We start from the raw sequence: 12,336 nt of genomic DNA on the forward strand, positions 1-12,336 counted from the left end.
CAGTAAGCACAGCGCGCCTTCGCGCATGGCCGTGGTGAGCGCTAGCGAGGCACGGTCATGAGCGAAATGCGTGTGATCGGCATCCGTGTCGAACAGCCACAGAATCAGCCCGTGCTGTTGCTCCGCGAGGTCTCCGGTGATCGGTACCTACCCATTTGGATCGGTCAGGCCGAGGCCACCGCGATCGTGCTGGAGCAGGAGGGCGTGACGCCGATCCGCCCGCTGACCCACGACCTGGTCAAGATCCTGATCAAGGAGCTCGGTCACACCCTCAAGGAAGTGCGGATCGTGGATCTGCAGGAGGGCACCTTCTACGCCGACCTGGTCTTCGAGAACGATCTGCGGATCTCGGCGCGGCCCTCGGATTCGGTGGCCATCGCGCTGCGGGTGGGCTGCCCGATCTATGCCGAGGAGCCGGTGCTCGAGGAGGCCGGGCTGGTCATGCCGGACGAGCGCGAGGACGAGGTGGAGAAGTTCAAGGAGTTTCTCGAATCGGTATCTCCGGATGACTTCAAGGCCACGGACAGCTGACCAACTCCTGACCTGGCGATGATCTTCACCTGAGTTCCGAACGAGACAAATCCGTGTCTCTACCTCAGGTTTAGGGTTAAAAACACGCGGCCGTTCATGCTTGGACGGACCCGATTCTCCCGCAACAATCAGGAGAGTAGCCTCGATTGATAGGCCAACGCTCCAGACGTCCTCGAGACACGAGCCCAGCCCTGATAGGCAAGCAGTAAGGGAGTAGTCAGTGGGAGATCATCCGCAACCTCAGGATGTGGTGCAGCCAGGGCTGTTCCCCGATGACACCGTGCCCGACGAACTGGTCGGCTATCGGGTGCCCAGCGCTTGCCAGGTGGCCGGCATCACGTACCGTCAGCTCGATTACTGGGCACGGACCGGCTTGGTCGTTCCGTCCATCCGCAGTGCCACCGGGTCCGGCAGCCAGCGTCTCTACTCGTTCAAGGACATCCTGGTCCTCAAGATCGTCAAGCGCCTGCTCGACGCCGGCATCTCGCTGCAGAACATCCGCATCGCCGTGGATCACCTGCGCAGCCGCGGCGTCGAGGACCTCGCCGGCATCACCCTCTTCTCCGACGGCACCACCGTCTACGAATGCAGTTCCGCCGAGGAAGTGGTCGATTTACTGCAGGGCGGCCAGGGGGTGTTCGGCATCGCCGTCAGCGGCGCGATGCGCGAATTGACCGGTGCGATAGCCAATTTCCCGGCCGAGCGCGCCGAGGAGGGCAGCACCTCCGAGCGTCCCGAGGACGAACTGTCCTTCCGCCGCAAGGCCCGCATGAGCAAGACCGGTTAGTCGCCTGATGTACCGATGCGCGTCGCCCGTTGGGCGATGCGCATTTTCGTTGTCGCGACCCGGTTCGGTGTGAAACGGAGCCCAGGCAACATCGTCGTAACCTGTGTCCCCTTAGACTGGCGGGTGCGTCGCAGCCGTGCGGGAGAGTTCCGGGGGTAGCCTCGGACGCCGAAGGAGCAGCACCTCCCCGTCAATCTCTCAGGCACAAGGGACCGTGCGGAGTTTCGGCGCCTCTGGAAAGTGGTGGCTTCGCGTCATCCGCCCATGGTGAAAGGGCAACGGCCGCAAGGTCGTGGCCCGAATCTCTCAGGCATCGAGGACAGAGGGGGAGGGCAGACGACGATCGGCCGTCGAGGCCGACCCCGCCCACCCCCTGGAGCAGCCGTGATCTGGACTCGATCCTTCGCCGACCGCCATATCGGCCCCGACAGCGGTGCCGAGACGTCGCGCCTCCTCGAGACCGTGGGCGTCGAGTCGCTGGACGAACTCGCCGCCAAGGCCGTACCGGCCAGCATTCTGGACGCGGCGGCCGGCAACGGCCTGGACGCGCTGCCGCCCGCGCTCTCGGAGCACGAGGCGCTGGCCGAACTGGCCGCGCTGGCCGGATCGAACACCGTGGCCACCTCCATGATCGGGCTCGGCTACTACGACACGCTGACCCCGCCGGTGCTGCTGCGCAACCTCGTCGAGAACCCGGCCTGGTACACCGCCTACACGCCGTATCAGCCCGAGATCAGCCAGGGGCGGCTGGAAGCGCTGCTGAACTTCCAGACCATGGTCGCGGACCTGACCGCGATGGAGGTCGCCAACGCGTCCATGCTCGACGAGGCGACCGCGGCGGCCGAGGCGATGACCTTGCTGCAGCGGGCCAATCGCAAGAGCAAGTCGCCGCGGCTGCTCATCGACACCGATCTGTTCCCGCAGACCCGGACGCTGCTGTACACGCGCGCCGAACCGCTGGGCATCGAGATCGTCGAGGCCGATCTCGCCGATTCCGCACTGCCCGAGGGCGACTTCTTCGGCGTGATCGTGCAGCAGCCGGGGGCGTCGGGGCGGATCGTGGACTGGGCGCCGGTCATCGAGGCCGCGCACGCGCGTGGCGCGCTGGTGGCCGTCGGCGCGGATCTGCTTGCGCTGACGCTGATTACGCCGCCCGGTGAGCAGGGCGCGGACGTGTGTTTCGGCACCACGCAGCGTTTCGGAGTGCCGCTGGGCTTCGGTGGCCCGCACGCCGGATACCTCGCCGTGCATTCCGCGCACGCGCGGCAGCTGCCGGGCCGACTGGTCGGCGTGTCCGTGGACGCGGACGGGAACCTGGCCTACCGGCTCGCGCTGCAGACCCGTGAACAGCACATTCGCCGTGAGAAGGCGACCTCGAACATCTGCACCGCGCAGGTGCTGCTGGCCATCCTGGCCGCCATGTACGCCTCGTATCACGGCGCGGACGGGCTGCGGTCGCTGGCGCGGCGGGTGCACGGGCACGCGCAGTGGCTGGCGGCGGGGCTCGGCGACGCGGTGGTGCATCAGAGCTTCTTCGACACCGTGCTGGTGAACGTCCCCGGTGGCGCGGAAGGCATTGTGGCCAAGGCCAAGGGGCACGGGATCAACCTGCGGCTCGTCGACGCCGACCATGTCGCCATCGCCTGCGACGAGGTGACCACCGATGCCCACGTGGTAGCCGTGCTGGACTGCTTCGGCGCGGAGATCCCGGTCGGCCCCGAGGGCGCGCTGTTCCACGGCAAGCAGCGCCCGCACATCGAGGTCCGCACCTCGGAGTATCTGACCGCGCCCGCGTTCACCAGGTACCGCACCGAGACCGCCATGCTGCGCTACCTGCGCTCGCTGTCGGACAAGGACATCGCGCTGGATCGCAGCATGATTCCGCTGGGCTCGTGCACCATGAAGCTGAACGCGGCCGCGGAGATGGAGTCCATCACCTGGCCCGGCTTCAACCGGGTGCACCCGTACGCGCCGGTCGAGGACGCTCCCGGTCTGCTGAAGCTCATCGAGGATCTCGAGGCCTGGCTGTGCGCGGTCACCGGCTACGATCGAGTTTCCTTGCAGCCCAATGCCGGTAGCCAGGGCGAATACGCGGGCCTGCTGGCGATCCGCCGCTACCATCTGGATCGCGGTGACGCGCACCGCGATACCTGCCTGATCCCGTCGAGTGCGCACGGCACCAACGCCGCCTCCGCGGCCATGGTCGGCATGCGGGTGGAGGTCGTCAAGACCCGTCCCAACGGCGATATCGATCTCGACGACCTGCGGGCCAAGATCGCCGACCATGCCGAGCGGCTGGCCTGCATCATGATCACCTACCCGTCCACGCACGGCGTCTACGAGCACGAGGTCGCCGAGCTGTGCGGTCTGGTGCACGAGGCCGGCGGCCAGGTCTACGTCGACGGCGCGAACCTCAATGCCCTGGTGGGCCTGGCTCGTCCGGGCAAGTTCGGCGGCGACGTCAGCCACCTGAACCTGCACAAGACCTTCTGCATCCCGCACGGTGGCGGTGGCCCCGGCGTCGGCCCGGTCGCGGTGCGCGAGCACCTGGCCCGGTACCTGCCCGGCGATCCGCTCGACAAGGGTTCGCACGCGGTGTCGGCGGCCAAGTACGGCTCGGCGTCGATCCTCCCCATCACCTGGGCCTACATCCGGATGATGGGCGCCGACGGCCTGCGTCGTGCCACCCTGACGGCCATCGCCTCGGCCAATTACATTGCCCGCAAACTCGATCCGCACTTCCCGGTCCTCTACACCGGCGACAACGGCATGGTCGCCCACGAGTGCATCCTCGACCTGCGCGAGATCACCAAGCAGACCGGCGTCACCGTCGACGACGTCGCGAAGCGCCTGGCCGACTACGGCTTCCACGCCCCCACGATGAGCTTCCCCGTCGCGGGCACCCTCATGGTGGAGCCCACCGAAAGCGAGAACCTCGAGGAAATCGACGCTTTCATCGATGCCATGATCGCCATCAAGGCCGAGATCGACCAGGTGGCCGCCGGCGTGTGGCCCGTCGACGACAACCCGCTGCGCGGCGCCCCCCACACCGCCGAGTGCCTGGTCGGCGACTGGGACCACCCCTACACCCGCGAAAAAGCCGTTTACCCCATGGGCGTCAAGCACACCCGCCCGAAGGTCTGGCCCTCGGTCCGCCGCATCGACGGCGCCTACGGCGACCGCAACCTCGTCTGCTCCTGCCCGCCGCTGGAGGCGTACGCGGAGTGACCCGCCTTCGATCGGCTGAATAACGAAGCGCTCCACCGGTTCTCGGACCGGTGGAGCGCTTTCGTCTGAGCGGCGTCAGCGACTCAGGGGGTGGTGAGCGCTTGGGAGACGGCGGTGCCGAAGGGGAGATCGGCGGTGGTGTTGACCTTGGTGTAGGTGCCGCCGGTACGTTGGCTGAGGGTTTGCAGAGTTTGGGTGCCGGGACCGTTGACCACGATGATGTCGACGCGGACGGGGTGGGCCGGATCGGTGACGGCGGCGATGTCGGCGAGGAGCTGGTCGCCGGTGACGGTGGAATCGTCCTCGGGGCCGTCGGTGATGAGCAGAATCGAATTGGTCCGGGCCGCCGCGTAATTGGCGAGCACGTTCTTGTAGGCGGCTTCCAGCGTGGGGTAGGTGCGGTCGGGTTTGGACGGGCTCACCGTGACCGTGGTCAAGCCCTGGGCGACGGCATTGCGCTGCGCGTCCGACAGCGGCGCGGCCGGCGTGACCACCTTGTAGGGATTGTTGCCGTCGAGGTTCTTGGCGTACTCCCAGACGCCCAGGCCGAAGTCGGGCGGCATGACGCCCATCGTGGACTGCAGTGCCGCAACGGCATTCGCGAGCCGGGTCCCGTACCCCTCGGCGGCCGACATCGAGGACGACACGTCCAGCAGGACGGTGGCCTGCACGCCGAGCACCGGATGCGCCACGATCTGATTCACCTTGTCCAGCACGGTCTTCGCGGGGACCGCACTGGTGGCCGGGGGAGCGGCCCCGAAACCGTTGTCGGTGAACAGTTTCGACTGTTCGGGCGCACGCAGGAAGTCGGCGAACAGTCCGGCGATCAGATTCTGGGTTTGATCCACCCAGGCCCCGGTGAGCTGGGCGGCCGGATAGTCCGCGACCGGTCCCGCCCCGTCGGGCCGGAAGGCGGTCAGCCCGTTGCGCGCCCGGATCTGCTGCTCGGTGGCGGCGACCGCGTGCACAGGCGCGTTGGGGTCGGTGGCGGCGGCGAGGGCGTCGAGCGCCCCGGTCACGTCCTTGGCGGCGGGTGCGTCCGCGGCCAGCAGGGAGATGGCGGAGATGACCTGACCGGTGGCGACCGCCTTGTCGTCGAGCGGGTCGGTGCCCGAGACGCCCGATCCGACGGCGGTGGCGACAGCGAGGGCGGCGTCCCCGGCGGGCATGGCCAGTCGCAGTGTGCCCCACGGCGCGAGCCCGATGTCGCCGAGCGAACCCTGCTGCAGCTTCGGCAGATCCGACCAGTGCGTCTTGGCGGTCTCGAGGGCAGCGCGCAGCGGATCGGGCACGGCCAGCGAGATGGGACTGACCGCGATGGGCGCGGGGGTGCCCGCGATCAGGCCGGGCACCCGCATCTGCTCGACCGACCGGGACGATTCCGGGATCCAGAGCGCGGGCTGCGGACCCAGCCCGGCATCCCACGGCTTGTTCGAGGTGAAGGCCGCGACGATCGCGGCCGAGGGCTGCGCGGTGACCGCGACCTGCGCGCAATGGTCGCGGACGTGCGGCTTGGTCGCGTCGAACCGGTCGGCGGCCGCTTTGACGGGAGTGAGAATGTCGGGGTCGACGGTGACGTTCAGGGTGGCGGTGCCCTCGACGCACGAGGCCGCGGCCTGACTGTCGCGTTCCTTCGACCGATCCGACAGCCACGCCCAGCCGACCACGGCCAGCGCTAAGACGATCACCGCGGCGATGGCGATAACCGGTCCCTTGCTGATACCCCGTGACCCGCCTGCGGCGCGATGAGTTCCCACGATCGATCAGTTTATGTTGACCGGCCGGTACCCACCTGTATCAGGCGGTTACGCGAAGCGGCGGCCACCCCGCAGGGTGGCCGCCGTCACGCCGGCTCAGTCGCGAATCAGCTTGCCGCGGTCGTACTCGTGCCCGCCCCACACGCCGGACTGGCCGGTGCGGCCGGCGAACTCACCGCATTCGCGGCGGATCGGGCAGGACTCGCAGATCGCACGCGCGTAATCGAAATCCTGCGACGGGTACGGGAACCACGCCTCGTGGTTCGGGTCGCCCTTGCAGGCAGCATGCTGCCAGTAGTCCTTCGAGTCGGAGATGGGGAGCAGATCCGCCAGGGTCGGCTCCCGAAGTGCAGTGTTCGTCATCGGATCTCGCTCCTTTCCTGTCCGATCACGCTGTGTGGGTGTTTCCGGTTCGGAGACCGGGCCCCCGCCCCCTCGAATTCAGGAGGCCGCCAGTTCCTTCCAGACCTGACGCTGGGCCCGCTCTCTGTCGTTGGGGGCCTTGGGCTCCCACAGCAGGCGCATGCCGGCCTCCTCGGGAGTCCGGTCCGCCTTGTACGCATTGCAGGGACCGCACGCGGCGATCAGGTTGGCCCAGGTATTGGGCCCGCCCTTGGACCGCGGGCGGATGTGGTCGACGGTGCGCGCCCAGCCGTTGCAGTACCCGCAGCGGTAGCGATCACGCCGCAGGATGGCGGGCAGGGTGGCGCGGCTGTCGTCGTCGTGCACGAGGATCCGGTGCTCGAGGTAGATGTAGCGCTGCAACCGGATGGTCTCCGGCAGCACCAGCTCCAGATGCTTCGAGCGGATCGGGAAGTGCGGCCGCCGATCGGTGACCGACTCGGCGGCGCCGCTGAGCAGCAGCACCACGGCACGCTCGGCGCGGATGGTGGTCAGCGCCTCGTAGGAGGCGTTGAGCAGCAGCACACCGGCGTGTATCCAGTTGTCGGTGGTTATCTCCGGGTCTTCGGCATGACGGAACAGCATGGGGGTCACCATGTTTCGGGAAAGGGATCGAACAGGAAGAAAGCGGAAGGGGCGCGTTATTACGCGTCGGCCTGGAGACGGCTCATGGACCGGTCGCCGCGCGTGGCGCGCTGTTCGGGGAACTTCGGAATCAATGCCGTCTCCTCCTTCCTGCTGGTCACGACCGGTGCCGGTCGGCTGATCTTCGGTGAAACATATGGTGGCACAACGGCCCTGCCGTTGTCGTGGTGATTTTCTTCGACCCCCACCAGCATGCCAACGAACGGGGGTGCGGGATTGTTCCACGGAGAGCGGAATCACAACGGAGATTCACAGGCAGGTAACCGGACGGGCGGCGAGTGTGCGGATGTGATTCATCGCCGGTTACCTGCCGAAGCTACCGTGACGAGTACTCGGAGGGAGCCGCGTTATGGAATTCCGACATCTGGTCTCGTTCATCACGATTGCCGAGGAGTTGCACTTCGGCCGCGCAGCGCAGCGCCTTCACCTCACCCAGCCAAGTTTGAGCGCTCAACTGCAGAAACTGGAGAAGTCGCTCGGAGTTCAGCTGGTGGCCCGCAATTCGCACGAGGTCCGGCTCACCGCCGCCGGGCGCGAGTTCGAATCGCAGGCCCGTCAGATCGTCGCCCAGATGGACCGGGCCGCCCGCGCGGCCAAGGCCACCGCGGAGGGCCGGGCGGGCACCCTCAATATCGGATACAACCTGCCCGCCAGCCGGCACGTGCTACCGGAGACGTTGCTGCGCATGACCGAACTCCGGCCCGACATCGTGGTCTCGCTGTGGGAGAAGCGCACGGGGCCGCAGCTGGCGGCCCTGTCGGACGGTTCGCTCGACATCGCCCTGGTGTACGGCCACCCCAGTACCGCGGAGTTCCGCTACCGGCGGCTGCTGCATCGGGTGCCCCTGGTGGCGGTGGTGGGGCGGCGACACCGCTGGGCCGACCGGCCCGGGGTGCCGTTCGCGGAATTGCAGGGGCAGGACTGTGTGCTGTTCGCCCGCGAACAGTGTCCGGCCATGTACGACACCATCTTCCGGTGCGCCGCCCAGACCCGGATCTCGCTCACCGTGGCCCACCACGCCGACGATCCGGGTGCGACGGCGCACATGGTGTCGGTGCGTCCGCTCGTCGGTTTCGCCTCGTTGCCGCGCGCGATCTCCATGGGCATGGGTGCGCCGGGCAGTAATTCGGTGGCGGTCAAGCTTTTGGATCCCGTTCCCACTCTGGACTTGTACGCGGTGTGGCGGGCCGGGGAAACCAATCCGGCGGTGGCGGCTTTTCTGGATTGTGTGGATTCCGCGGAACCGGCACCACTCGATGATCCCGGCCCGGTTTCGGTGGCGGCTATTCGATAGGCAATGACTTTCGCGCGGTAGGAAAGCCGGTCGGGCCGCGACGAGAATGATTGCGGCCCAGCAGAATTCAGTTCGTGAGCATTGCGCCTGTCACGAACACCACGCCTGTCACGAACTCCGGCTTCGCCTTCCCCGCGGCGGCGCTCGCCGCCCGATCGGACACCGGCGACGGTGTCGAACCGGCCGCCACGGCGAGCCTGTACGACATGGTCGCCGCGGCGGCGGCCCGGCATCCCGGTCGAGAGACCCTCGCCGAGGGTGAGGGCGAGCCCCTGACCTGCGCCGAACTCGACCGGCAGGTGCGCGCGGTGGCCTCCGCGCTGCTCGACCGGCGGGTGGTCGCCGGCGACCGGGTCGCGGTGCTGGGCCGCACCGGCCTGGCCTGGGCGCTGCTGGACTGCGCGGTGCTGGCCATCGGCGCGGTGGTGGTGCCGGTGTATCCGACCTCCTCGCCCGCCCAGATCGAGCACATCCTCACCGACAGCGGCAGCGCGCACGCGGCGGCCGAAACCGCCGACGACGCACGGCGACTGCGCGCCGCGGGCGAGGTGTGGACCTTCGCGGAGATCAGCGCCTGGGCGCGGGGACCGGTGCGGCCCGACCTGGACGACCATATCGCGGCGGTGCGCGCCGACGACCTGGCCATGATCGTCTACACCAGCGGCACCACCGGAGTGTCCAAGGGCTGCATGATCACCCACCGCAACATGTACGTCTCCGCGGCCAACACGGTCCGCCAGACCGGTGCGCTCTTCGACGGCGTCACCGCGCTGGCGCTGCCGCTGTCGCACGTGTTCGGACAGACCATGCTGTTCGCCTGCCTGTTCGGCGGCGCGAGAACCCATCTGCTGCCGGGTATTCCGGAGCTGGTGCCGGCGCTGGCGCGGCTGCGCCCGACCTTCCTGTCGCTGATTCCCTACGCGCTGGAGAAGATTCGCAAGCACTGCCGTGCGCTGCTGACTCCGGAGGCCGAGCAGGACGCCGTGGTCACGGGCCTGCTGCGGTTGCAGCACGCCGACGCGCCGGAGGCGTCCGGCGATCCGGTGGCCGCCGCCCTGGGCGGCCGGCTGCGCTACGTGATCTCCGGCGGTGCGTCCCTGGACGATTCGACCGCCGGGTTCTACGCGGGCTTCGGCACGGTCGTGCTGAACTGCTACGGCTTGACCGAGGCGGCCACCGCGGTGACGGTCAGCGCGCCGCGGACCAATCGTCTCGGCACCGTCGGCAAGCCGATCCCGGGCACCGCGGTGGGTATCGCGGCCGACGGCGAGGTGCTGGTCAGTGGCCCGCACGTGTCGCCCGGCTACTGGGGTGCGGCGCGCGAGCAGCGTGCGGTGGACGACGCGGGCTGGCTGCACACCGGCGACGTCGGCGTGCTCGAGGACGGCTATCTGCGAATCACGGGCCGCAAGAAGGAGATCCTGGTGACCTCCGGCGGCAAGAACGTCGCGCCCGCGCCGCTCGAGGACCGGGTGCGCCTGCATCCGCTGGTCAGCAACTGCATGGTGGTGGGGGAGGGCCGGGCCTTCGTCGCCGCGCTGGTCACCCTCGACGCCGAGCGCGCAGAGGCGTGGCGGCTCGCGCATCCCGGCCAGGATCCGGCGACCGCGATCCAGAGCGCCGTGGACGACGCGAATTCGCTGGTGTCCCGGCCGGAATCCATTCGCGAATTCCGGATCGTGGCAGGCGATTTCACCGTGGCCAACGGGTTGTTGACCGCCTCCCTGAAATTGCGGCGCGCGGCCATCGCGGAAATCTATTCGACCGATATCGATCTCCTCTACTCGACGAACCGAAAGTGAATTGAGAATGTACGACGTCATCGTTGTCGGCGCCCGGGTTTCGGGTTCCCCGCTGGCCATGCTGCTGGCGCGCAAGGGTTATCGGGTATTGGCGGTGGACCGCGCGCATTTCCCCAGCGACACCCCGTCCACGCATTACATTCACCAGGCGGGTCTGAGCCTGCTGCGGACCTGGGGTCTGCTCGATCGGGTGGTGGCCACCGGCTGCCCGCCGGTGCGGCACCTGAACTTCACCTACACCGACATCGACATTCGCGGGATGGCCGACCCGTCGACCGACGGCATCGACGCCGTGTACTGCCCGCGGCGCACCGTACTGGACAAGATCCTGGTCGACGCCGCCGGCGAGGCGGGCGTGGAGGTGATCGAGGGCTTCACCGTGACCGGGCTGCTGCGTGACGGCGACCGCGTCGCCGGTATTCGCGGCCGCGTCGGCGAAGGGCCGGAGCAGGAGTTCCGGGCCCGCTTCACCGTCGGCGCCGACGGTTCCGGTTCGACGGTGGCCAAGGAGGTGGGCGCGCAGATCTACGAGGGTTCCCCGGCCGCGTGCTTCGTCTACTACTCCTACTACGAGGGCCTGGACTGGGGGATGAACCACCGCACCGGTTTCGGCGAGCAGCAGTTCGCGGCCTGGCCCACCAATGACGACCAGTACCTGGTCGCGGTCATGCGCAAACGGGACCGCTTCCGCGAATTCCGCGCCGACCCGGATGCCGGCGTGCAGGAGATCGTGGACCGGATCGATCCGGAACTCGGTGCGCGCCTGCGGGATACGGGTACGCGGGTGGAGCCTTTCCGGCCCATGCTGTACCCCGACAACTACCGCCGCCAGTCCTTCGGCCCGGGCTGGGCGCTGGTCGGCGACGCCGGCTACCACAAGGACCCGTTCACCGGGTGGGGCATCACCGACTCGTTCAAGTATGCCCAGCTCCTGGCGGACTTGGCCGACGAAAGCCTCTCGGGCGGACGGTCTTTCGAGGAGACCCTGCCCGAGTACCAGCGTGAGCGCGACGCCCAGAGCGCCAGCACCTACGAGCTGACGCTGAGCATCTCCGAGCTGACGCTGACCCCCTACTACGACTCGGTGTTCCGGGCGACCAGCCTGAGCCCGGACTACAGCAAGAAGTTCTTCGGCCTGATCGCCGGGCTGTACCCGCCGGAGAAGTACTTCGGTGAGCAGGAGCTGGCCGAGCTGTACGAGCTGGTCGACTTCCCGGCGGCGGCGCGCCACGTCTCCAAGGCGGAGGCGTCGCTGTGAACGCGCCGGGCCTGATCGCGTTGGGCGACAGCTTCACCGAGGGCCGCGGCGACCCGGCCGCGGCGGGTGGATACCGAGGATGGGTGACGCGGCTGGGCGGCCAGCTCGGGTTGCGGCCGGGGGCGATCCGCAATCTGGGCGTGCACGGCGCGACCACCGGTGACGTGCTGCGCGATCAGTTGCCGCAGGCCGGGCGGGCCGGGCTCTACGGCGTGGTCGCCGGGGTCAACGATCTGGTGAGCGCCTTCGATCCGGAGGCGTTCGAGGACAACCTGAATGCCCTGTTCGGCACGTTGTCCTCCACCGGTGCAACGGTTTTCACGGCCGACTATCCGGATATTCCCGCCCGCCTGCCGGTTCCGGAGAACTTCCGGGGCCTGCTGCGTGACCGGTTCGCCTTCGCCAATGCGGTCATGGCCCGGGTCACCGCCGCCCACGGCGTCCTGCTGCTGGACCTGTCGGCGCGTCCCGAATGGGAGCTGGCCGGCACCTGGACCGAAGACGGGTTGCACCCGAGCCCGTCCGGTCATCGCCTGTTCGCCGCCGCGGCGGCCGAACTCATCGCGTCCACCACCGCCACCATCGTCGCCGCCTGAGCGACCCGACTCACCACACCTGGTTCGAGAGGATTT

General features: G+C 68.3%; 10 protein-coding genes and 1 riboswitch. Of the genes, 7 read left to right on the forward strand and 3 right to left on the reverse strand.

Annotated features, from left to right (window positions below; translation table 11 throughout):
* Nucleotides 1–57 precede the first annotated feature (57 nt).
* From D7D52_RS07820 to gcvP, 3 genes are all read left to right on the forward strand, one after another.
* Nucleotides 58–531 carry a bifunctional nuclease family protein gene (locus tag D7D52_RS07820; RefSeq protein WP_120735710.1) on the forward strand — a complete coding sequence of 158 codons (474 nt, stop codon included), beginning with the start codon at nt 58–60 and terminating at the stop codon, nt 529–531.
* Between the two features lie 220 nt (nt 532–751).
* Nucleotides 752–1,318 (forward strand): MerR family transcriptional regulator, encoded by a 567-nt coding sequence (locus tag D7D52_RS07825; RefSeq protein WP_120735711.1) that lies wholly within the window; start codon nt 752–754, stop codon nt 1,316–1,318.
* A 129-nt stretch (nt 1,319–1,447) separates the two neighbouring features.
* Nucleotides 1,448–1,543: riboswitch (glycine riboswitch) on the forward strand.
* A gap of 159 nt (nt 1,544–1,702) precedes the next feature.
* On the forward strand, nt 1,703–4,546 hold the full coding sequence (gcvP, locus tag D7D52_RS07830) for an aminomethyl-transferring glycine dehydrogenase (protein WP_246023684.1): 2,844 nt from the start codon (nt 1,703–1,705) through the stop codon (nt 4,544–4,546).
* Between the two features lie 83 nt (nt 4,547–4,629).
* Here the strand turns inward: gcvP and D7D52_RS07835 are convergent, their stop codons facing one another.
* The 3 genes from D7D52_RS07835 to D7D52_RS07845 form a co-directional block, all read right to left on the reverse strand.
* Nucleotides 4,630–6,303, reverse strand: a complete 1,674-nt coding sequence (locus D7D52_RS07835) for a substrate-binding domain-containing protein (RefSeq protein WP_187703125.1) — start codon at nt 6,301–6,303, stop codon at nt 4,630–4,632.
* A 96-nt stretch (nt 6,304–6,399) separates the two neighbouring features.
* Complete coding sequence (locus tag D7D52_RS07840; protein WP_120735713.1) at nt 6,400–6,666, reverse strand: WhiB family transcriptional regulator; 267 nt, start codon at nt 6,664–6,666, stop codon at nt 6,400–6,402.
* Between the two features lie 78 nt (nt 6,667–6,744).
* Entirely contained in the window at nt 6,745–7,290 is a 546-nt protein-coding gene (locus D7D52_RS07845; RefSeq protein WP_120743905.1) for an HNH endonuclease, read from the reverse strand.
* 409 nt (nt 7,291–7,699) lie between these two features.
* Here D7D52_RS07845 and D7D52_RS07850 point away from each other — a divergent pair, with 409 nt between their 5' ends.
* The 4 genes from D7D52_RS07850 (at nt 7,700) to D7D52_RS07865 (ending at nt 12,300) form a co-directional block, all read left to right on the forward strand.
* Nucleotides 7,700–8,644 (forward strand): LysR family transcriptional regulator, encoded by a 945-nt coding sequence (locus D7D52_RS07850; protein ID WP_120735714.1) that lies wholly within the window; start codon nt 7,700–7,702, stop codon nt 8,642–8,644.
* A gap of 74 nt (nt 8,645–8,718) precedes the next feature.
* Nucleotides 8,719–10,446: an AMP-dependent synthetase/ligase gene (locus tag D7D52_RS07855; protein ID WP_246023685.1), complete on the forward strand. Its 1,728-nt coding sequence runs from the start codon at nt 8,719–8,721 to the stop codon at nt 10,444–10,446.
* Nucleotides 10,447–10,453: 7 nt separating this feature from the next.
* Nucleotides 10,454–11,704, forward strand: a complete 1,251-nt coding sequence (locus D7D52_RS07860; RefSeq protein ID WP_120735715.1) for an NAD(P)/FAD-dependent oxidoreductase — start codon at nt 10,454–10,456, stop codon at nt 11,702–11,704.
* Nucleotides 11,701–12,300, forward strand: a complete 600-nt coding sequence (locus D7D52_RS07865) for an SGNH/GDSL hydrolase family protein (protein WP_120735716.1) — start codon at nt 11,701–11,703, stop codon at nt 12,298–12,300. Before D7D52_RS07860 ends, D7D52_RS07865 begins: the two co-directional genes overlap by 4 nt.
* Nucleotides 12,301–12,336 lie beyond the last annotated feature (36 nt).

This window comes from Nocardia yunnanensis, from assembly GCF_003626895.1.
Classification (GTDB): domain Bacteria; phylum Actinomycetota; class Actinomycetes; order Mycobacteriales; family Mycobacteriaceae; genus Nocardia; species Nocardia yunnanensis.

What these genes read in the sequence shown, in the direction of transcription:
- D7D52_RS07820 (WP_120735710.1), top strand. Translation starts at nt 58, where the DNA reads ATGAGCGAAATGCGTGTGATCGGCATCCGTGTCGAACAGCCACAGAAT.
- D7D52_RS07840 (WP_120735713.1), bottom strand. Translation starts at nt 6,666, where the DNA reads ATGACGAACACTGCACTTCGGGAGCCGACCCTGGCGGATCTGCTCCCC.
- D7D52_RS07845 (WP_120743905.1), bottom strand. Translation starts at nt 7,290, where the DNA reads ATGCTGTTCCGTCATGCCGAAGACCCGGAGATAACCACCGACAACTGG.
- D7D52_RS07850 (WP_120735714.1), top strand. Translation starts at nt 7,700, where the DNA reads ATGGAATTCCGACATCTGGTCTCGTTCATCACGATTGCCGAGGAGTTG.
- D7D52_RS07860 (WP_120735715.1), top strand. Translation starts at nt 10,454, where the DNA reads ATGTACGACGTCATCGTTGTCGGCGCCCGGGTTTCGGGTTCCCCGCTG.